Annotated in this window: 21 protein-coding genes, 1 tRNA gene and 1 pseudogene; 15 read left to right on the top strand and 8 right to left on the bottom strand. The window is 56.6% G+C overall.

The genetic code is table 11. From position 1 onward, the window contains the following. Window positions 1-2: 2 nt before the first annotated feature. The 4 genes from HEP69_RS04065 to HEP69_RS04050 are packed head-to-tail and all read left to right on the top strand — an operon-like array spanning window position 3 to window position 2,517. Window positions 3-863, top strand: a complete 861-nt coding sequence (locus HEP69_RS04065; protein WP_290557242.1) for a UPF0280 family protein — start codon at window positions 3-5, stop codon at window positions 861-863. Further along, complete coding sequence (locus HEP69_RS04060; RefSeq protein WP_290557241.1) at window positions 856-1,437, top strand: amino acid synthesis family protein; 582 nt, start codon at window positions 856-858, stop codon at window positions 1,435-1,437. The genes HEP69_RS04065 and HEP69_RS04060 overlap by 8 nt, the downstream gene beginning before the upstream one ends. Then, window positions 1,434-2,018 (top strand): amino acid synthesis family protein, encoded by a 585-nt coding sequence (locus HEP69_RS04055; RefSeq protein WP_290557240.1) that lies wholly within the window; start codon window positions 1,434-1,436, stop codon window positions 2,016-2,018. The genes HEP69_RS04060 and HEP69_RS04055 overlap by 4 nt, the downstream gene beginning before the upstream one ends. Next, window positions 2,005-2,517, top strand: coding sequence for a MarR family transcriptional regulator (locus tag HEP69_RS04050; protein ID WP_366111299.1), 513 nt, complete (start codon window positions 2,005-2,007; stop codon window positions 2,515-2,517). The genes HEP69_RS04055 and HEP69_RS04050 overlap by 14 nt, the downstream gene beginning before the upstream one ends. A gap of 207 nt (window positions 2,518-2,724) precedes the next feature. Here the strand turns inward: HEP69_RS04050 and HEP69_RS04045 are convergent, their stop codons facing one another. Then, window positions 2,725-3,888: an amidohydrolase family protein gene (locus HEP69_RS04045; protein WP_290557239.1), complete on the bottom strand. Its 1,164-nt coding sequence runs from the start codon at window positions 3,886-3,888 to the stop codon at window positions 2,725-2,727. A 241-nt stretch (window positions 3,889-4,129) separates the two neighbouring features. Between HEP69_RS04045 and HEP69_RS04040 the strand changes: the two genes are divergently transcribed. Both HEP69_RS04040 and HEP69_RS04035 read left to right on the top strand, forming a co-directional pair. Continuing rightward, window positions 4,130-4,306 carry a hypothetical protein gene (locus HEP69_RS04040; protein WP_290557238.1) on the top strand — a complete coding sequence of 59 codons (177 nt, stop codon included), beginning with the start codon at window positions 4,130-4,132 and terminating at the stop codon, window positions 4,304-4,306. A 13-nt stretch (window positions 4,307-4,319) separates the two neighbouring features. Continuing rightward, window positions 4,320-5,129 (top strand): ferredoxin--NADP reductase, encoded by an 810-nt coding sequence (locus HEP69_RS04035; RefSeq protein WP_290557237.1) that lies wholly within the window; start codon window positions 4,320-4,322, stop codon window positions 5,127-5,129. Between the two features lie 345 nt (window positions 5,130-5,474). On the opposite strand, the gene HEP69_RS04030 is transcribed toward HEP69_RS04035, so the two are convergent. From HEP69_RS04030 to HEP69_RS04015, 4 genes are all read right to left on the bottom strand, one after another. After that, on the bottom strand, window positions 5,475-6,734 hold the full coding sequence (locus HEP69_RS04030; protein WP_290557236.1) for a TRAP transporter large permease: 1,260 nt from the start codon (window positions 6,732-6,734) through the stop codon (window positions 5,475-5,477). 3 nt (window positions 6,735-6,737) lie between these two features. Then, entirely contained in the window at window positions 6,738-7,298 is a 561-nt protein-coding gene (locus HEP69_RS04025) for a TRAP transporter small permease subunit (protein WP_290557315.1), read from the bottom strand. 104 nt (window positions 7,299-7,402) lie between these two features. Then, window positions 7,403-8,386 carry a TRAP transporter substrate-binding protein gene (locus HEP69_RS04020; protein WP_290557235.1) on the bottom strand — a complete coding sequence of 328 codons (984 nt, stop codon included), beginning with the start codon at window positions 8,384-8,386 and terminating at the stop codon, window positions 7,403-7,405. A 268-nt stretch (window positions 8,387-8,654) separates the two neighbouring features. Then, window positions 8,655-8,876, bottom strand: coding sequence for a hypothetical protein (locus HEP69_RS04015; RefSeq protein WP_290557234.1), 222 nt, complete (start codon window positions 8,874-8,876; stop codon window positions 8,655-8,657). A gap of 128 nt (window positions 8,877-9,004) precedes the next feature. Here HEP69_RS04015 and HEP69_RS04010 point away from each other — a divergent pair. Both HEP69_RS04010 and HEP69_RS04005 read left to right on the top strand, forming a co-directional pair. Then, window positions 9,005-9,094 (top strand) — tRNA-Ser (locus HEP69_RS04010). Between the two features lie 94 nt (window positions 9,095-9,188). Next, window positions 9,189-10,916, top strand: a complete 1,728-nt coding sequence (locus tag HEP69_RS04005) for a site-specific integrase (RefSeq protein ID WP_290557233.1) — start codon at window positions 9,189-9,191, stop codon at window positions 10,914-10,916. A gap of 7 nt (window positions 10,917-10,923) precedes the next feature. Here HEP69_RS04005 and HEP69_RS04000 read toward each other — a convergent pair whose 3' ends face one another. Together HEP69_RS04000 and HEP69_RS03995 are read right to left on the bottom strand one after the other, a co-directional pair. Next, window positions 10,924-12,231, bottom strand: a complete 1,308-nt coding sequence (locus HEP69_RS04000) for a reverse transcriptase domain-containing protein (protein ID WP_290557232.1) — start codon at window positions 12,229-12,231, stop codon at window positions 10,924-10,926. Further along, window positions 12,224-12,454, bottom strand: coding sequence for a helix-turn-helix domain-containing protein (locus HEP69_RS03995; RefSeq protein WP_290557231.1), 231 nt, complete (start codon window positions 12,452-12,454; stop codon window positions 12,224-12,226). Before HEP69_RS03995 ends, HEP69_RS04000 begins: the two co-directional genes overlap by 8 nt. Window positions 12,455-13,336: 882 nt before the next feature. Between HEP69_RS03995 and HEP69_RS03990 the strand changes: the two genes are divergently transcribed. Beyond that, entirely contained in the window at window positions 13,337-14,410 is a 1,074-nt protein-coding gene (locus HEP69_RS03990) for a hypothetical protein (protein WP_290557230.1), read from the top strand. Next, the gene (locus HEP69_RS03985; RefSeq protein ID WP_290557229.1) at window positions 14,403-15,374 is read left to right on the top strand and encodes a site-specific integrase; all 972 of its coding nucleotides are present in this window, start codon (window positions 14,403-14,405) and stop codon (window positions 15,372-15,374) included. The genes HEP69_RS03990 and HEP69_RS03985 overlap by 8 nt, the downstream gene beginning before the upstream one ends. Before the next feature lie 20 nt (window positions 15,375-15,394). On the opposite strand, the gene HEP69_RS03980 is transcribed toward HEP69_RS03985, so the two are convergent. Further along, entirely contained in the window at window positions 15,395-15,763 is a 369-nt protein-coding gene (locus HEP69_RS03980; protein WP_290557228.1) for a helix-turn-helix transcriptional regulator, read from the bottom strand. A 53-nt stretch (window positions 15,764-15,816) separates the two neighbouring features. Here HEP69_RS03980 and HEP69_RS03975 point away from each other — a divergent pair, with 53 nt between their 5' ends. The 5 genes and pseudogenes from HEP69_RS03975 to HEP69_RS03955 all read left to right on the top strand — a co-directional run. Next, complete coding sequence (locus HEP69_RS03975; RefSeq protein ID WP_290557227.1) at window positions 15,817-16,278, top strand: hypothetical protein; 462 nt, start codon at window positions 15,817-15,819, stop codon at window positions 16,276-16,278. Window positions 16,279-16,462: 184 nt separating this feature from the next. Further along, window positions 16,463-18,076, top strand: coding sequence for a type I restriction enzyme HsdR N-terminal domain-containing protein (locus HEP69_RS03970; protein ID WP_290557226.1), 1,614 nt, complete (start codon window positions 16,463-16,465; stop codon window positions 18,074-18,076). A 27-nt stretch (window positions 18,077-18,103) separates the two neighbouring features. Then, window positions 18,104-18,487, top strand: coding sequence for a hypothetical protein (locus tag HEP69_RS03965; protein WP_290557225.1), 384 nt, complete (start codon window positions 18,104-18,106; stop codon window positions 18,485-18,487). 92 nt (window positions 18,488-18,579) lie between these two features. Continuing rightward, a complete protein-coding gene (locus HEP69_RS03960; RefSeq protein WP_290557224.1) occupies window positions 18,580-19,206 on the top strand; it encodes a hypothetical protein in 627 nt (208 codons plus the stop codon). A gap of 27 nt (window positions 19,207-19,233) precedes the next feature. Beyond that, window positions 19,234-19,353 (top strand): annotated as a pseudogene (locus HEP69_RS03955) (IS5/IS1182 family transposase); the annotation flags it as partial.

Raw genomic sequence — 19,353 nt, 5'->3', positions numbered from 1 at the left:
CGATGGGTCCGACCGCCAATCTCATGCCGGACGGAACCCGTCTGCACCTGCAACATGGGCCGATTGATTTGATCATCGGCGCGGAGGGGGAGCGACAGGCGGCCTTTGAGGCCGCAACCCGCCGCTTTGCCACGGTGCTTGAGGAATTGGTGGCCGAGCTGCCGTCGTTGCGCGGGCCGATGTCGGCATCCACGCCCGCCCCCCAGGGTGCAATCGCAACCCGGATGCATCACGCAGCCGTGCCGTTTTGCGAAACCGCGTATCTGACGCGCATGGCGGCAGTTGCCGGGTCCGTGGCCGATGAGGTGCTGCACGCCATGAAGGATGCTGCGGATATGTCGCGCGCCTATGTCAACAACGGCGGCGACATCGCGTTGCATTTGGCGCAAGGCGGACGGTTCACCACCGCCATGCACAGCCATGAAGGCCGGGAGCTTGGCCGCATCACCATTACCGCCGAGGATCCGATACGCGGCATCGCGACCAGCGGGCGGCACGGGCGCAGCCTCAGCCTGGGCATTGCCGATAGCGTGACGGTGCTGGCCGCCACCGCCGCGCAGGCCGATGTCGCGGCGACCTTGATCGGCAATGCGGTTGATCTGCCCGGACACCCGGCAATTGAACGGCGCAGCGCCAATGCGATCACCGACGATAGCGACCTGGGCGACCGGGCCGTTGTGATCGGGTGCGCGCCGCTGTCCCCTGCCGACTGCCAAACCGCGTTGCGCTCGGGCAAGACGCGCGCCCTTGCCTTTCAGGCGAAAAATATGATCTGCGCTGCCGGGATGTTTCTGCAAGGGCAGGTCATGACGACCAACGAACAAATGCTGACACCTCAAACTCCGGAGCGTCTTTATGGCTGATGTGATCATCCGAAAAACGGCCTATTCGGTCGAAGAAATCTTCCACGACGGCGGCCCGGTTGCAAAGACCAGCCTGCGCCGCGCGGCGGGATTGGCGGTTATCGAAAACCCCTTTGCTGGACGGTACGAGCCGGATATTCAATGGTTCATGGACGACCTAAAGCCACTGGGGCTGTCGATTGCGGAACAGCTGGTCGATATGCTGGGCGGTGCAGACCAGATCGAAGGCTATGGCAAAGGTGCGATGATCGGTGAAGCGGGAGAGTTGGAGCATGGCGCGCTCTGGCATGCACCCGGAGGCTATGCGATGCGCGAACTTCTGGACCATTCCAACGCGATTGTGCCGTCAAGCAAGAAGGTCGTCGGCGTCGGCGGACGCCTGGATATCCCGATAACCCATATCAACGCCTCCTATGTGCGCAGCCATTTCGATTCGATGGAAGTCGGTCTGAACGATGCGCCCAAAGCCAACGAAATGGCTTTGATTCTGGTGATGAGCACCGGAGCCCGCATCCATAACCGATCGGGCGGGTTGGCCGCAGAGGACATTGTCGGAAAGGACGGTTTGCGATGAGCGCGAAGATCAGGAAAATTGCTGTGAATGTGGAAGAGACACATCGCGAGATCGGGCGCGAGATCATCCCCCCGACGCGCAAGGCCGTCGCAGTGGCCGTCATCGAAAACCCTTTTGCCGGGGTCTATCACGAAGACCTCTCGGAGTTAATGGAGATCGGCGCGGAGCTTGGCGCGCTTTTGGGTCGCAAATGCGTCGAGGCCTTGGGGATTGCACCTGAGCAGGCCGAAAGCTATGGCAAATCGGCGATGGTGGGTGAGAATGGTGAACTGGAACATGCCGCCGCGATCCTGCATCCGAAACTTGGCGCCCCTTTGCGTGCCGAGGTCGAGAAAGGTGCAGCCCTTGTGCCCTCGTCCAAGAAGATGGGCAGCCCCGGTCAGGTGCTCGATGTGCCCCTCGGACACAAAGACGCCGCCTATGTCCGCAGTCACTTTGACGGGATCGAGGTGCGTCTGAACGATGCGCCGCGTCAGAACGAGATTGTCGTCGCTGTTGCCGTGACCGATGGCGGCCGCCCACTGCCACGGGTGGGTGGGTTGACCCATCAAGACGCCGAAGGGAAAGATGGATTGCGGTAAGAGGCTGCAATCATGCCGCCTTGCGCAGGTGCCGGCCGGCCCAGTACACTTGGGTATGGATACACTGTCAAAGCCAAGCGATGAGACCGAAGACTACCGGCTTGATGATCAGGTCGGCTATTTGCTTCGCCTGGCCAGTCAACGCCATGCGGGCATTTTTCAAGAACGCATATCGGAGCGTCTGACCCCCACGCAGTTTTCCACTTTGATGCGGGTTGCGGAACATGGGCATGTCTCTCAGAACCACCTCGGTCGCTTGGCAGCGATGGACATTGCGACAACAAAGGGTGTGGTGGACCGGTTAAAGCAAAAAGGGCTCCTGATCACGAACCCGGATCCGAACGACAAGCGGCGGTCTATCATTTCGCTCAGCCGGGACGGGGCGCAGTTGATACACAAGCTCAGGCTGGATGGGCAAATCATCAGCACGCAAACCCTGTCACCGCTCAAACCCTCAGAACAAAAGAAACTGCTTGAACTTCTCAAGAAGATGTCCTGACGGAACTGCAGAAGTGCTTGTCGCGCCGTCGGTGCTGGGCTGCGCGCGCGGGAGTGTTCGAATAAAGGGCGCCACAGGCCAACTGCTTTGACCTGGCGGTTGTTTTCGACGGCCATCAGCCCACCCGCCCGAAGGTCACACAGCGTCTGGCCGATCCATCCACCAGCCCTCAACGCGGGGTGCAAGCTGACATCCGGCCGACGCGCCTTAGGCGACGCGCTCGGGCAGGCGTTGTGCGGGCGGCGTGTTACGGGACCTTTCGGACCGGATGACACCGTCGATGATCGTCATGCCCACACCGGGCAGATTGCCCAGTTGCACCGATGCCAGCATTGTCTCGCCGGGGGCGTGTTGCGCCTGATCAAGCAGCACGAAATCCGCGCAATAGCCCTTTTCGATCAGACCGGTATCGAGCGCGCGCTGCCGTGCGGTATTGCCGTTGCCAAAGCAGAACGCCTCGGCCGCCGGTACATTGCCAAAGGCAGACAGCATCGCGATCATCCGCAGAATTCCAAGCGGTTGCACCCCCGATCCGGCAGGCCCGTCGGTGCCAAGGATGACCTGATCCAGCTTACCCAGCTCGCGCGCGGTGTTTACCGTCAGAACCGCTGCCCGTTCATTGCCGTTGTGAACGATCTCAAATGCGGCCTGACAGCTTTCACACAGGCAGATGATCTGATCGTCCGGCAGGGCCGAGTGTCCCCCGTTAATGTGGCCGATCACATCCGTTCCGGTCTCCAGCACCATATCCGCGTCGATCAGGCCAGAGCCGGGTATGGAGGGCCCGCCGGTATGAATGGTGCTTTGCATCCCGTATTTGCGCGCCCAGCCGACCATCTGTTGCGCCGTTTTGCCGTCCTTTACGGTTCCCAGACCAACCTCGCCCAAAAGCGTGACGCCAGCATCGGCCATCTCTTTGAAATCTTCCTCTACCATGCCTTTTTCGATCACCGGTGCGCCGGCATGGACCTTCATCCCCGAGGGGCGGAAATTCTCGTACCAGCGCTGTGAGGCAATCGCCATCGCCTTGAGGCCCACGATGTCCTTGGGTCGGCCAGGCATGTGAACCTCACCGGCGGAGATCAATGTGGTGACGCCGCCATGCAGGGTCGAGTCGATCCAGTGGAGCTGTTGCTGGCGCGGGGTGTAGTCACCCACCACCGGGTGGACGTGACTGTCGATCAGACCGGGTGCAAGGGTGACGCCCCTGGCATCCACTGTTGTCGTCGCCGCTTCGCAATCGAGGTCTTTCTCATATCCCCATTCGTGGATCTTACCGTCGATGGCAATCATGCAATCACCATCGAAAATAGGCTCTTCGAGCTTTCCAGACAGAATCTGGCCAATGTTTCGGATGACAAGCTTTTCCACGGCAACCCTCCTCAAATTATCATTAGCACACAAACATAACCGCAAAGCATGGGTCAAGAGAGATCCGCCCGCCCGACACGCCTTTGAGGGGGGTTGACAGGGGTATGGTCGCTCAAATATTCATTTGTATACTAATGATATGAGATCTGATGTCCTATACCGTGATCGTCGCATTCAAAACCCGCAAGGATCACGGTTGTACCCCGGCCCGGCCTGCGGATGACCCCCATGCGGGTGGGCCATGATCGTGATCAAGCCCGCCACCTCTCAGGACGCGCCGGTATGGAACGCGGTGACCCAGCACCTTGAAGAAAAACCGCCCAACATCTGGGAAAACAACGACCCTTACGCAGATGCCCAAGATGAGGTCGAAAAGACCGGCAGGCCGGATCTTTTTTCCGAAACGCCCACATATTAGGAGCCAGACAAAGATGTCCCTTGATGTTGCAAAGCATGACACAGACTTTCCGACCCCAGTCGGTGTCTTTGCTGAAAAAGTCACATCTGTCGAACATTACACGGACCGGCTGTTCAAATTCCGCATCACACGCCCCGCCACGTTCCGTTTTCGGTCGGGTGAGTTTGTGATGATCGGCCTGCCCAATGCCGAAAAACCGGTGTTCCGGGCGTATTCGATCGCATCGCCCAGTTGGGACGACGAGTTGGAGTTCTACTCGATCAAAGTACCGGACGGACCCCTGACCGAGCATCTTCAGAAGATCGCGGTCGGAGACACCGTGTTGATGCGCAAAAAACCAACGGGCACTTTGGTCAATGACGCGCTGTTGCCGGGAAAACGGCTTTGGATGTTTTCCACGGGCACGGGCATCGCGCCATTCGCCAGCCTGATACGTGACCCGGGCACCTATGAGAAATTCGACGAGGTCATTCTGACCCATACCTGTCGCGATGTCGCCGAACTGAAATATGGGCAAGAGCTTGTTGACGCAATCAAGGACGACCCTTTGGTCGGCGAACTGGCTCAAGGCCTGCGCCTTTACAACTCAACGACCCGCGAAGACTATCCGTATATGGGGCGCATCACCGATCTGATGGCCTCGGGGAAGGTTTTCGAGGATCTCGGCCTGCACCCGATCGCGCCTCAGACCGACCGCGGCATGATTTGCGGGTCCATGGATATGCTGCGTGACACGAAGTCGGCACTGGAAGGGTTCGGCCTGGCCGAAGGATCGAACAACCGCCCCGACACCTTTGTCGTTGAACGCGCCTTTGTGGGTTAAGGTGGTCTGACCGCCAAGGCGGTCTGCACCACAGATCGGCCCGGCCTCTCTTGCGTATCGCGAATCTGCATGGGCAAACCCAGTGGATCGCGCCGGGCAAGAAAGGCTGGCCCCATTGTGAACCGGCAGAAAGTCCTGCAAGACAGCGGATGTTCAAACCTGACTGGCCCGCCGAATTGCACATTGGCTGGCCTTAGGATGATCGCTCAGGGCACATAGGGCGCCCTCTGAACGCCGGGCAGAGGTCGGCGTCTTCATTTGTCGAACAGCGCACCATAGAAAACAGGACCGAAAGGCAATCGCCGCTTCGCACGTCCTATACGACTGTCGGGCGGCTTTTGACCATTACAAGAGCGCAAGGCTGATTGATGGGACAAGCGCCAAAAGTACCAGCGCCAGACAGGTGACAATGAAGAAAGGCATCGCGACCCGAAAAACGGCCAATGGGCTGACTTTAGCGACCGAGGCCGCGACATAAAGGCCAATTCCAACAGGCGGAGAGAGCAGCCCGAGAATGAGGTTGATCGAGACCACCACCCCGAAATGGACCGGATGAATGCCATAGACCTCTGTTGCGATCGGAAGCAGGATTGGGACAACCATGATCAGACCGGCGATCCCGTCAATCACGGTTCCAACCAAAAGCAGCATCACCAGTACCAGCAGCATGAACGCCGTTGGGGTCGTGGCGACGGTCTGTATCCAGACGGCAGCCGACTGGGGAACCTGACCAAAAACCAGCACCCAGGAGAACACACTTGCCGATGCAACCAGAAAAAGAACCAGCGCAGAGTTGATGCCCGTCCTCAGCAGGATGGTTGGAAAATCAGATAGTTTCAGGGTCTTGGTGACGAACAAGCCGATCAACGCGGCAGCAAGGGCGCCAAGGGCAGCCGCCTCGGTTGGTGAGCCGATGCCGCCCAGAATGGTGCCTGTAATGATCGCCGGTATCGTCAACATCGGGAGCGCTTTGCGCAGGGCCAATCCCTTCTCTCGCCAGCTCAACCTTGCGCCGCGTGGATACTCATAGCGCAGACCCAGCAGCGCGATTGTTCCCAGAAAGAGCCCCGTGAGGATCAGACCTGGCAACAGCCCTGCCAACAGCATGTCCCGAACGGCCAGTTGTGCCAAAACCGCATAGACAACGAATACGATGGAGGGCGGGATGATCGGCCCCAGCAACCCGCCAAAAGCCGTTACAGCCGTCGAGAAATCGCGCCGATAGCCCTCACGTTCCATTTCCGGGACCATGACCTGGCTCATCATCGCAATCTGCGCCGTCGCGGAGCCGAGAATGGAGGCAACCATCATGTTGGCAACAAGGTTGATATAGGCAAGACCACCCCGCAGAGCGCCAAGAAAAGCCGCCGCCAGCCGCACAAGGCGCTGTGTGATCCCGGCGCCATTCATCAATTCCCCGATCAGGATGAACAGCGGGATCGCCAGAAGGCCAAAGTTATTCAGTGAGCCGAACAGCTGAAGCGCGAAACTGTCCAGCAGGAGCGGATTTCCGGACGACATGATGAAGGTCAGCGCGGTGATGCACAGCACCAGCCCGATCGAGACACCGACAGACAGCAGCAGGACAAAAACGAATGCAGCCATGGCTCAGGCCTCCGATGCCGTCACTCTGATAGGATTATCGACGCGTTCGACCACCCCGATATCTTCCATCAGATTTGCGGCCGCATGGATGGTCAGAGTGACCGCAAACCAGGGCATGACCAGGTAAAACCAAAACGACGACGCACCCATTACCGGCGTTGTGTCCGTGTAGATGAAGTTGAAGGTCGTTGCTTCGAAAGTGCCGACGTCAAAGTCCGCCGCGATCAGCCCAAGCGGATCAAACCAGCGCCAACACAGATAAAACAGCACTATCCCAAACCCGGCAGAAAGCACCGAGATGACAATCCTCAGCCCTTTGACAATTCGGCCGGGCAGGATTTCATGCAGCAGGAAGACCGCCGGATCAATGCGCCCGCGTAGCATCAGCGATGCACCGACAAAGCCCGACAGGATCATCGAATGAATGGCAATCTCGTCCGCCCAGGCAATGGTGATGCCGACCAATCTGAGCAGGACATTCGACAGCACGAAGACCGCGATACTCGCAATGAGCACTCCAAGAAGGGGTCTCTCAATCGCGACGACCAAAGATGAAAGCCGCACGATGGCACGAGCGATGAACAAGAGGCGGTCCGCTTTTTCAAAGGTTTGTCGTGGGGCCGAAGCGTCCGCACCTGGCGGACGCCCCGGATCGGTATCTCACAAGACTAGAAGCTTGCGACCAGTGCGCGCAACCGTTCAACGTAATCCGTCTGCTCGGACCACTCGGCGTCCCACCGCGTGACAACGTCGCCGAAGAAGTCCAGGCCGACATTCTCTGTAATCGTCAGACCGTCAACCGCCTGGAGCGTTTCGAGCTTGCCAGCCTCGCCCGCAACGAAACGGTCAATGGTTGCGTCGCAATGGGCCTGGACACCTTCACGCACGATGGCCTGATCCTCGGGCGAGAGGCTTGCCCACACACGACCGGAAACCAGCGCGACCATCGGGAACATCTGGTGGTTGGTCTGCAACAAATGCGGCGCGTGCTCGTGATACCCAAAGTTGATGATGGATTCATAGTCCATCGCAATCGCGTCAATCTGGCCGTTTGCAAGCGAATCGTACACTTGCGTCAAGGGCATCGGCGCAGGGGCGGCGCCCATCATCTCGAAAAACGACCGCATCGGAGGCGCGGGCGTGATACGAAAGCGCTTGCCATCCAGATCGGCGGCACGTTCGAGAGCCTCACGGCTCATCATCTGGCGCATACCGGTCATAGCATAGCAAATGCCGACGGCACCTGTCGCCCTTGGCAATTGCTCAAGAATTTCACGTGCCTCATCCGAGCGCAGCACCCGGGCGGCATCTTCGATGTTTCTCACCAAGAACGGCGTGTGCAGCGCGCTCATGTCCGGCACGCGTGTTGTGACCTCGGCCGTCGTGAGCCACGCCATGTCCAGGGCCCCGGTTTGGAGCTGTTGCAACATTTCGCTTTCCGAGCCGAGTTGCCCGGATGGAAAGGCAGTCACCGAAAAGCGCCCGTCGGACAGTCGCCCCAGTGTCTCGCCCATTGCGTCAACTTCTTGGTTCCAAACGTGAACCGGCGGCGTAATGAGGCCCACACCGAATTCGCGATCCTGGGCCAAAAGCGTGCCGGGAAGCACCGCCGCGGCCACGCACATTGAGACTGCAATAGTCTTGATGTTCATTCTTCTCTCCTGTTGGTTCGACACGTGTCTGATTGATCGGGCGGTTTTCGGCCTCTATGTCATTAGTATGCAAACTATTTTCCAAGAATCACGCTAGGTCAAGCTTTTCCTTTGATCACCGTTTTGCCTCAAAGAAAGCGTAACTATATCTGTGACTTACGGATTTCTTCAGAAGCCGGATTGCTGACATGGACCGTCCAATTCAGTCTGGAGAAAAGCGATCGGCGCCATAGGTGGCGCGCTCCGGGCGGATGCGATTGACATGTCCTTACCACCGACGAAAGAGGCCGACAATCAACAGAGTTGTGCCAGTTTCGACCTTCTTGTTTTCGTCTTCCGAGCAATTGATGTCGAATCTCTGTCCTGTCACATGTTCGCGGTCTCGAATGCCCGTATCGCGATAGAGCCGCTCACGCACGACCTCTTGATGAACGCCTGCCCGGCCGATGCCCTTTCCTTGGCCAAATAAGAACAAACCAGAAACCGGCATGTGTCAATCTGCTTCTGAAGCATGTCAAGCAGCGCGGAAAAAACAATAAAAACATACGCTTAGAGCGCATGTGCTGACCTCAAAAAAAGCGCTTGTATAACAGGGGCTTGGCGCATATTCAGATCAACGGAGACGTGGCCGAGTGGTCGAAGGCGCTCCCCTGCTAAGGGAGTAGGCGGGAAACCGTCTCGAGGGTTCGAATCCCTTCGTCTCCGCCATTTCATGGCTAACCTACTGATTTAAAACGATACTGGTTTTCGGGAAGGCCGAAATCCGCGCCCTGGTACAGTTTACTGGTACAGTGGGGCAAGGATGGCCACGACACCAAGGCTGGTTACACGCGGGCGAACCTTCTATTTTCGCGCCTCCATTCCGCAGGATTTGTGGGATGTCGCTGGCCGAAAAGAGGTTAAGATTTCCTTAAGGACTGCTGAGCGATCATTGGCACAACTGAGGTGTCGCGTGTTCAGCAACCATGTCGATCTCGTGGTGAAGGAGGCGCGGAGGATGGGCCAAGCGCAAGATGCAGCTATTGATCAGGCGATCCGGGAGTATTTCCGCGATGCGCTTGATTGGGGTCAGCAATTTGCTGAAATTTTCGCGCCAGATGCAGAAGTCGACGTGGAAGATTGCATCTCGACGCTAGAAACCCGCCTTTCGGATCATCGACGCCGCCTCGCCCTCAGAAACTTTCCTAGCGACGTTCAAGCGGATGCTGAGGCTCTTGTGGGGGCTATCCCCCCAGAACAGCTTACAAGCCGCTATCAGGCGCTACAGCGAGCCCATGCAGGCCTTATGCGGGCAAAAATCGAGGCAGACCGCCAGCTGATCACGAAACTGAACGGTGACTATTCGCAAACCGCTGTAGCAGACCCACTTTTCGCAGGTGTTGAGCCGCAATCGGACGCAACCATCCCAATTCAGGTGGTCGCACATGCACAGGCCGCCGCGCCAGCGGTTCCACAGACACCATCTTTGGACCAACTGGCGAAGTCGTATGAAGAGTTTCTCACGGCTCAGGGGATCAAAGCCAAGACGATTGGTGACCTTCGGCTGTCCTTCGATCTTGCGCGTGCTGTGACCGACTTCGGAAAGCCTGCCTCTCTGCTGGACACGAATGACATAAAGGCGCTCCGCGACATCATCGGGCATATCCCTGCGCACTACCAAAAGAAGCCCGAAACACGTGATCTCGACCCGAATGCCGCTGTCGAAGCAGGCAAGCATCTGCCGAAGATGGGGTATGAAACCCAGAAAAAGCGTTATGATTTTTTCAAGCGGTTTGTCGCGTGGATGGTTGCCGAAGAATACCTCGCGAAGGTTCCGGGGGCAGGCATTAAACTTCTGGTCAAAAAGCCACCGAAAGGAAAACCCAAGAGGCTGCCGTACAATGCAGATCAGCTTCAAAAGATTTTCAAGACACCGATCTACACGGGTCGCCGCAGCGTCACGCATTCCGGCGCACCGGGTGATCTACGTTTGAAAGACGGGCGGTACTGGGTGCCCGTGATCGCGCTCTATGCGGGGATGCGTTCGGGTGAGATCATCCAGTTGCTGAAATCGGACATCCGCACTGAGGACGGCACCGCTTATTTTGACATTTCCAAATTGGAAGATGGAAGTGAAGAGGAGATCAAGAGCATCAAGACCGGGTCAAGTTATCGCAAGGTGCCGATCCATTCAGCGATCTTGAACCTCGGGTTTCTCGACTACGTTGCGGATTGTGGCTCTGGACGTTTATTCCCCGACCTGAAACTTGGCACTGATGGCACCTACAGTCAGCCGTGGTCCAAGTTCTGGGGCAATCTTGGTAAAAAGTGGGATTTTGGAATTAAGCTCTACGTATTCCACAGCTTCCGCCACAACTTCGTGGATGCCTTGCATGACGGCAATGTGACCACCGCGATTTCAATGGAGCTTTGTGGCCATGACGATGATGCTGCGCACTGGGGCTATGGCAAAGGGGCCTCCATGTCGCGGCTGAAAGAGGAAATTGAGAAGGTAAGTTATCCAGTCGTGATACCGGGGTCGGATTGGTGAACGCGCGTTAGCCGAACCATTTGTAGTAGTAGAATTTCCGGCCCTGCTGTGCGGTTGGGGATGACTGTGGGAGCGGTATTTCGCCCTCTAACCCCATGCCTGAAATACTCTCGACAATTTGCGTTGGAACCAGTTCGATGCTTGCCCACGCTTCGGTGTTTGGATCACAGGCCTGAAATGCGGCCCGCCAGCCTTCATACAACGCGAACTTATCTGCACAACTCTGCAACACTGCATCCGGACACACTTGCTCTCCCGTGTGATTGTAGACGCCAAACCGTTCATCAATCTCGTGGAGACGTTTGAACAGCCGCATCATGTTCGCCTCGGTTGGCTCCGCGACTGGTACCCCGTCACGCATAACGAGGTGATGTCCGAGAAAGTCTACCCCCTCGCTCACATGGGTGGCGCACTTGAACGATAGCTCGAATTGCCCGCCGGGAAGATTGCCAACCGCATCCATCAACGCTGCTATCCGATGTTCCAGTTCGGCCTGTGTTGTCGCCACAAGCAGGAAATCATCTGCGTAGTTAAAAAGATGCTCAAGGGTCGCGACATCCAGTACCAACTGTGATACGCACAGGTGAGAGATTGCAGGCGAAGATGACGCCCCTTGTGGCAAGCCCCGGCGGGCTTCCTCGATTAAGTATAGTGGGGATAACCCCTCAGGTAGTAGTGCACACTCCAGCACCATGTTCCGCCCGGTGAGGGCGGCTTCTACCACTGTTTGCGGCAGCGGTACGAAGGTCGAAAGTCCTTTGATTGTGAAGGACGGGTAGAAATCTTTGATATCCAGATGCGCGAGCCATACGTTGCCCGCTTTAATCAAGGAAAGAGCCCGCGTTATGGCCTTGGGGACCCCAGCATCGAAGAGCTGAAAACGCTGTTTCGTCGTATGCGCTTGGATCACATTCGCCAGCAACCGCTGCGCGACCCGATGCCGATCCCCAAATGAGAAAATTGTCCTATAGCCTGTTTTCGAGGTTTTCTCTTTGGTAAACAAGCGAACAGGCTCATCCATGGCCTCATGTACCGTGACAGTTTCGGCCAGCGCTTTCACATCACCATAGGTCCAGACGTTTACGTCTTTGCCAGCTTGCAGCAACTGAGCAATGGCTACCCGTTTTGCGCTGGGGGAGGTCAGTAACCAATCTTGATATTCCGCCACCTTGGCCAGATCGCCTTCAGCAATCGCTTTGTGTAGCTGACCGAGATTCTTGTTGTAGCGAACTTGGTCCCGGTGAAGTGCTCGACGCCACGCTTTTTCGTTTTGCAGTACGAACAGGGCATCAATCGGGGCGGGCGCATCAAGCATCGGTTTGCTCGCAACCAGGCGCCAACTCTAGAACATCCTGCCGCTTGTACATCAGCTGTTTCCCGAACCGCTTTCTTGCGGGCATCAGCCCGGCCTTTTCCCAATATCGAACGGTGCGAACGGATTTGTTCAAGATTACTGCTGCTTCAGCGACTGAAACGAAATCAGTCTTGCGCAGGGGGGGATTGGATAGCTGGTTCAAGGCGCGTTCAATGTTGTTCATGTAACGATCTCCGTGTTCGGCTTAAGCATGTGGCCGACGCGTCAGTTAGGCAATCCACTGCACATCAAGGTGGTACAGAGTTTGCACCACCCATAACTCTAGAAGCCGCTATGAAGTCGCTTTATTGGCTGTATTTCAATTAGTTGAGAAGAGGTGTAAAAATCAGTGACTTGCACAGACGAGCAATTTTGGCGTTGCAGTCCTGAAGGTTTGCGCCAATTCTACGGCTTTCACAGTTATGATATTGGCTGCATCTAGGGGCTGTCGAGCCCACGTCGTGACTACACCCAGATAGGTTGGTGAGACCGATTTGCTCGATGGGAAACGAAACAATCCCAAGTACTGGCGAAGCTGTCCTCGGGACAGTTTGAAAGACAGCTCGGTTGTTAGTGTCTCGAACCCCGGTCCAGAATACGTTCCGAGGTGAATGGACCCCGAAAGCTTACATTTTCTGCGGTTTTACCCCGATCAACGGATTGGCACCTCTGAATTTTGCCGCGGGGGAGGTCTGGGGGAGCATAGGACCAAATGTGGAAATGCGCCTGGGTTCTTGTGGCAGAGACACTGTACGATGGTTTCAATCTTCGGAAGCCGCACTTGCCAGCGCAAAGGCCAGAGACAAAGAAGCATAACTCTACTGCCCGAAGCCGTTGAAAACCGCAGGCTGCATGGGGACATTTCGGAAAACGGCAACCGCGTTCGTAAATTCCGCAGTCGGTGCATCCCTGACCGACACACCAGAATGATAAACCGGCGAATTTTTCGACGAATTTCTTACGGAATTTATGTCCGTTTTTTTACGCATTTTTCTTCCCTGCACTGCGCTAGCAGATACGACGAACGAGGGCATCACCGTTCCAGCTCCCGCTAAAGGAGGAGCTTATGCCACCGATTTCACCACCCGAACGCTTCGCAGGTCTGCTGGTCGAACGTGCCCAGACTTGGCCGATCAAGGGGCTGATACCCCCGCCACCCATGTCGCCGTGGATAGCCGCCAGCTTATTGCAAAAGGCGATCCGCAGGGGCGATGTTCCGCCCACCCAGCTGGCGGTATCCTCGCTGATGATGACTGACCCCACCCGGTTCTGGCGCAGGTTGGGCGTCATCGCCTTTGAAGACATTGGACTGGCCAATCTGCCGCTGGTCGGTCAGGTCACTATCGCCCAGCGTGGAAAAACCTTCCGGCGCGGGTTCGGCGGTGAGGCCCGCGTAGCGATGGGGTTGGCTACTGATCTTGCACGATCCGCCAAGAACCGGGCCGCCGATGATCTGCTGTGTGTGCTGACCGACCATCCCATGATCGCCGGATTGACGCAGAAGCTGGCCGCGATGTCCGAGCGCCAACTTCTGGGGGTCGTGGCGGGATGTGGCGATACCACTACAAGATGCGTTGCCGCCGATATGTTTGCAGTTAATTGCAATTCGCCCCTGCATAAAGTGGCAGCAAGGCTGACTTATGCGTTAGGCGTTGCTCCCTCCGTTTCATGGTTGGTGATCGAAGGTTGGACCCGCACGCGCACGATGTTGCCGCTTTTGGTGGGATTGCTGACCCAAGAGAACGGGCTGAGGCAGCCCAACCCTGATGACCAGATGCCGGATGAGGTTGAAATCGCGGGCATACCCGGTTGGGCGCTGGACATGTTCACCCGTGAAGGCAAAGCGGCCATCCGCCGCCTGATGGCTGGCAAAAGCGATGTGGCCCGGTATGCGCGGGTTACATTTCCATACGCAGGCAGAACGCGGCTTTTGGGTGAGGCGGTGTTTCGGGTGGAAAGCGGTCTGCTCCGCAACCGTCTGGATGGGCAGAAGGGCCAAAGGCTGCGATCCCAGATGGAGCGGGAATGCCTGGGGATCGAGATTGAGAAAGCAGATAGGCTGCTGAAACTGATGCGAGACGCGATCCCCGAACTCAACGCTTGCCGCATTGAAATCATGGAGGGCCAGCGTAATGACTGATCATTTGGCCCTACACCGGGATAACATCCTCTTATCACGACCCACAAATGCCGCTCTTGCACGCCCGAATGCGCTGTCCGAGGCAGCGGAAGCTTTCATACGCGCCAGCATTTCTGAGAACACCCGCAAGGCCTATCGCTCCGACCTCGCGCATTACACGGCTTGGGGCGGCACTCTGCCCGCCACGCCGGAATTGGTCGCCCGCTATCTGGCCGACCATGCCGATGCGCTGGCCCCGTCCAGTCTTGCGCGGCGTGTCGCAACCCTGAGCAAGGTGCATGCCGCGAACGACTGGTCCAACCCATGTCAAAGTGAGGTCGTGCGGGCCACGATGCGTGGGATCAAGCGGGTCAAAGGCACCGCACAGGATCAGGCCAAGCCATTACTGCGCGAAGACCTGTTTCTGGTCCTTGACGCAATGGGCAGCACGCCCCGCGACCACCGCGACCGCGCCTTGTTGCTGATTGGCTGGGCCGGGGGCTTTCGCTGCTCGGAACTGGTTGGGCTTGATCACGCTGAAATCGACGAGGTGCGCGAAGGCCTGATCCTAACCCTGCGCCAGTCAAAAACTGACCAAACAGGCCAAGGCCGCAAAATCGGTATCCCACTTGGCCGAACCCGCCATTGCCCTGTCGCCGCCCTGACTGCGTGGAGTGATGTTCTGGCAGATGACACTGGCCCCCTGTTTCGTCCGGTTGATCGTCACGGCAATGTCTCGCCCGACCGCCTGCGCAGCGATGCTGTTTCCACGATACTGCGGGACCGAGTTTGCCGGGCCGGGATCGCGTCCGATGGCTACAGCGGCCATAGCCTACGGGCTGGCCTTGCCACCAGCGCCATCAAAGCCGGGGTGCCGACATACAAGGTACGGGCGCAAACTGGACATGCCTCAGACACGATGCTGAGCCGTTACGTGCGGGATGGGGAAATGTTCGACGGGAACGCGGCAGGGGTGCTGTTGTGACCAAGGCCGGGACGGTGGCGCTACATCTGCTTCCCGGCCAGTGCCTCGATCTGCACCGCGACCACTTCAAGCGTGGTTTCCGAAATGCCTTGCGCGGCGGACAATATGCGTTGGGTCAACACGTCATGCGCCGAACGCTGCGGTGCGTCTTCCAGCCTCAGCAATTGGTTCGGCGTTGCAGCAAGCGCATTTGCAATCCGAATAAGGGTGGCAAGGTCAGGTTCGCGGTCCCCGCTGACATAATGTGCATAACGCCGTTCGCTCAACCCGCTCCGCCGGGCGACCTCCGCGTTCGAGATGCCCAGTCCAGCAGCCCGGTTCCTCAAGTTTATGCTGAACACTTCCATAGGAACGTTTTGTTCTGGTTTGGCAATACGTGCTACGAACAATGTGTGGGCTTTGGTGCGCCCATAACGTTCCGCTTTGGTCTGGGAGGAAACGGATGAGTACTAAAGACAAAAAGAGCTTTGACGAGCGCATGAAAGATCTAGAGGCGAAAACTGTTGAGGACATCCGCAAAACGCGAGAGGAGATGAAGCAGGCTTGGCAACCTATCAAAAAGCCATTTCTCTTCATTATCGGGGCGATAGTGCTCATCACCGTTTTCGTTGCGAATGGCCCTTCGGGTCAAGAACGCTATTGCAACGATACGGATAGCGCCTCGCGTTTGGCTTATGCTGCGGCGGTGGTCCATGTGAGGCAGCGCCTGAATGACCCCGACAGCGCAGAATTTCCGGCGCAGGCGATTAGCGTGTCCCGCACGGGCGACTGTAGTTTTCTGGTGGTTGGCACTGTTCGGGCGCGAAACGCCTTAGGCGGGCTTGTTCTGAGCACCTACGTCGCCCGTACCGATTACGACATCGAGGCGGAGTATACACGCGTTTCCCTGATTTCGTTGGACTAGATGCCACCGAAGCCCATCCGACAATCACGCCATGCGCGTACTTCGGGTGGGTGCCATCCAGCAAATTTTGAGCGTCAGAGAGATGTTCGCTTGAGAAGCTGTCTCAACGCAGAGTACAAGTGTGCAAGAAGCCACCGTTGTCCAGAAATCAAAACGGTGCCAAGAAAAATAATGGGATGAGCGAATGAATGTTGTTGCCTCAGAATTCAATGAATACGTGCTGTTTTCTGAGGCGGAGAATGCAGCTCTCGATCAAAGAAGTTTCGAAAAAGAATTGCGCGGCAAGCAGGTTAAATATGTAAATTGCCTTGTTCGCGAAAAAGATGTTCAACTCAAGCCGGAAGAGAGGAACCGCCAGCTTTGGCTCGCCCACTTAATAGAAAGGCTGGGATATAGCCCTTCACGAATTGCGGTTGAATACCCAATTACGTTTGGGCGTGACACATCAAAACGAGCAGACATTGTCGTTTTTGACGAACACCGCCCAACTGTCCCCTACATCATCATCGAAGTGAAGCAAAAGAAGTATAAGGATGGGAAGGAACAACTTCGGTCCTACGCCCATGCGACTGGCGCACCCCTTGCGGTATGGAGCGACGGCATTCTGGCCGAGGTCTGGCACCGCAAGAACCCCAACTACTTCATGCCGATCCACGAGCTGCCTCGGGCCGATCAGACCATTGAGCAGGTGGTGGATCAGCCGTGGACGATCCAGACCCTAATCGACCTCGAAGACGAGCGCGTGAAGGAAGGCAAGTTTGCCCGGTCCCTGCGCGATCTGATCGAAGACATGGAAGACGAAGTGCTGGCCAATGCCGGGGTCGATGTCTTCGAGGAAGTCTTCAAGCTGATCTTCACCAAGCTCTATGACGAGATGACCTCGCACCGCCGGGGCACCGCGCTGCGCTTCCGCAACCAGAACACCGCCGCCCAGCTCAAGGAGGCGATCCAGAACCTGTTCGACGAGGCGAAGAAAAAGTGGGAAGGCGTATTCCTCGAAGATGAACGCATCCGCTTGTCACCTGACCACTTGCAAGTCTGCGTCGGGTCTCTGGAAGAGTGGAAGCTGTTCAACTCCAACCTCGACGTGATCGACGACGCCTTTGAATACTTGGTCTCGAAATCGTCCAAGGGCGAGAAGGGTCAGTATTTCACCCCGCGCTGGGTAATCGACATGTGTGTGAAGATGATGAACCCGCAGGAGGGCGAGACCGTGATCGACACCGCCTGTGGCTCTGCGGGGTTCACGGTGCACAGCATGTTCCACGTCTGGCGGCAGATCATTAAGGACATGGGCAAAGAGGAAAGCCATCTCTTCACCATGGACGAAAAGCCCGCACGCTGTGTTGATTACGTGCGCGATAATGTGTTTGCCATCGACTTCGATGAGAAAAGCGTCCGTGTCTCTCGCTGCCTGAACCTGATCGCGGGTGACGGCGAAACCAATGTACTGCATCTGAACACGCTCGACTTCACCAAGTGGGACGAGACGGTGAAGCAGGACGACTGGCAGGACACCTACGGTGATGGTTGGCGGCGGTTGCGCAAGTTGCGTGAGAACACTCGGCAGAAGGATTACCGCAACTTCGCCTTCGATGTGCTGATGGCCAACCCGCCCTTCGCGGGCGACATTAAGCAGTCGGATATGCTGGCACCATACGATTTGGCTGAAAAAGTCAACGGACGGCGTGAAACGTCAGTTCCCCGTGACTTGCTATTCATCGAGCGAAACCTTGATTTTCTCAAACCCGGTGGACGTATGGCCGTCGTGCTGCCGCAAGGTCGGTTCAACAACTAGTCAGATCAGCGAGTACGGGAATACATAATGGAGCGGTGTCGTATTCTTGCTGTTGTCGGTCTTCATTTCAATAGCTTCAAACCGCATACGAACACCAAGACCAGCGTTCTTTTCGTTCAGAAATGGAACGATGACGCTGACGCGGGAGCGCTATGCCCGAAGGTTGAGGATTACGACATCTTCTTCGCCAATCAACAGATCGAGAGCGTCGACAACTCGGGGCGGAAGGTCTATCGCAAGAACCCGGATGGAACCTTTTTGCGTGACACCCATGGGCATTTCGTCGTCGCCCATGATTTGTTTAACCATGATGGGTTGACCGAAGACGGGATCGCAGAAGCTTTCACGGAATTTGCCCGCAAGGAGAACCTCAGTTTTTTTCGGGACGCCCCTTCGACGAAAGCCGCCTAAGCGACTTGTTGGAGGGGCTTCGTGCCCGTTTGGTTTCCGTCAGCGTGATGAACTCGGTCAAACGGCTCGACGCAGATTACGCGGCGCATCCGATGGCGAGCTACTTAGACCAACTTGTGAAAAGGCCAGAAGTTCATCCTCTATCTGATCTGCTATCCCATATCTCTTCCGGTCATACACCGTACAAGCACAACGTCACCCAGGGTGATGTAGCCTTTGCTACGGTCGAATGCGTTTCGCCGCTCCGTTTCCATGAAGACAAGTTGAAACGTGTTACCAATGATCAGTATGCGGGTGAATTCAGCCGACAACGTATCACCAAGGGTTCGGTGCTATGCACAATTAAACGTAGAATATGCCAAGCCTACCCTTGGACAGAAGCGCCAAGTTTCCCATTGGCGATTAATCAGGACGTTGCTCTTCTCAAGCCTCGCCAAGGAGTTAATTCCGCTTACTTGGCTTGCTATCTGTCGTCTCGAGTGGGCCAGTCCTTTGCTGATCGACAAAAGACAGAGCAGATCAACCCATATATCAGCCTTGTTAACCTAAAGACGATGCCTGTTTTTTTGCCATCTGATGGGTTCCAGAAACGTGTTGAAGCCGCTTTCAACCGAATTGCGAAAATGGACGCTGTTGCGCATTCTGATGGTTCTTCGGCCACAGATTTGCTACTGTCACACCTAGGGTCAGGACCCATTGATTTTCCTTTGGCAGCATGATTCACGGCTCAAAAACGAGCGGTGACTATGTCTGATCTATTCTGGCTGACGGATGCGCAGATGGCGCGTCTTGAGCCCTTCTTTCCCAAGTCCCACGGCAAGCCGCGCGTCGATGATAGGCGTGTGTTGAGCGGGATTATCTTCATC

It is taken from the genome of Aestuariivita sp. (assembly GCF_021404545.1).
Taxonomy (GTDB): domain Bacteria; phylum Pseudomonadota; class Alphaproteobacteria; order Rhodobacterales; family Rhodobacteraceae; genus Aestuariivita.
This window is presented reverse-complemented; position numbering and strand designations above follow the sequence as displayed.

Coding starts and splice junctions, on each gene's coding strand:
- HEP69_RS04055 (WP_290557240.1), top strand. CDS start 1,434: ATGAGCGCGAAGATCAGGAAAATTGCTGTGAATGTGGAAGAGACACAT.
- HEP69_RS03975 (WP_290557227.1), top strand. CDS start 15,817: ATGAGTACTAAAGACAAAAAGAGCTTTGACGAGCGCATGAAAGATCTA.
- HEP69_RS04005 (WP_290557233.1), top strand. CDS start 9,189: ATGGCCACGACACCAAGGCTGGTTACACGCGGGCGAACCTTCTATTTT.
- HEP69_RS04035 (WP_290557237.1), top strand. CDS start 4,320: ATGTCCCTTGATGTTGCAAAGCATGACACAGACTTTCCGACCCCAGTC.
- HEP69_RS03965 (WP_290557225.1), top strand. CDS start 18,104: ATGGAGCGGTGTCGTATTCTTGCTGTTGTCGGTCTTCATTTCAATAGC.
- HEP69_RS04020 (WP_290557235.1), bottom strand. CDS start 8,386: ATGAACATCAAGACTATTGCAGTCTCAATGTGCGTGGCCGCGGCGGTG.
- HEP69_RS03995 (WP_290557231.1), bottom strand. CDS start 12,454: ATGAACAACATTGAACGCGCCTTGAACCAGCTATCCAATCCCCCCCTG.
- HEP69_RS03990 (WP_290557230.1), top strand. CDS start 13,337: ATGCCACCGATTTCACCACCCGAACGCTTCGCAGGTCTGCTGGTCGAA.
- HEP69_RS04015 (WP_290557234.1), bottom strand. CDS start 8,876: ATGCCGGTTTCTGGTTTGTTCTTATTTGGCCAAGGAAAGGGCATCGGC.
- HEP69_RS04050 (WP_366111299.1), top strand. CDS start 2,005: ATGGATTGCGGTAAGAGGCTGCAATCATGCCGCCTTGCGCAGGTGCCG.
- HEP69_RS03970 (WP_290557226.1), top strand. CDS start 16,463: ATGAATGTTGTTGCCTCAGAATTCAATGAATACGTGCTGTTTTCTGAG.
- HEP69_RS04000 (WP_290557232.1), bottom strand. CDS start 12,231: ATGCTTGATGCGCCCGCCCCGATTGATGCCCTGTTCGTACTGCAAAAC.
- HEP69_RS03960 (WP_290557224.1), top strand. CDS start 18,580: ATGGCGAGCTACTTAGACCAACTTGTGAAAAGGCCAGAAGTTCATCCT.
- HEP69_RS04060 (WP_290557241.1), top strand. CDS start 856: ATGGCTGATGTGATCATCCGAAAAACGGCCTATTCGGTCGAAGAAATC.
- HEP69_RS04040 (WP_290557238.1), top strand. CDS start 4,130: ATGATCGTGATCAAGCCCGCCACCTCTCAGGACGCGCCGGTATGGAAC.
- HEP69_RS03985 (WP_290557229.1), top strand. CDS start 14,403: ATGACTGATCATTTGGCCCTACACCGGGATAACATCCTCTTATCACGA.
- HEP69_RS04030 (WP_290557236.1), bottom strand. CDS start 6,734: ATGGCTGCATTCGTTTTTGTCCTGCTGCTGTCTGTCGGTGTCTCGATC.
- HEP69_RS04065 (WP_290557242.1), top strand. CDS start 3: ATGGGTCCGACCGCCAATCTCATGCCGGACGGAACCCGTCTGCACCTG.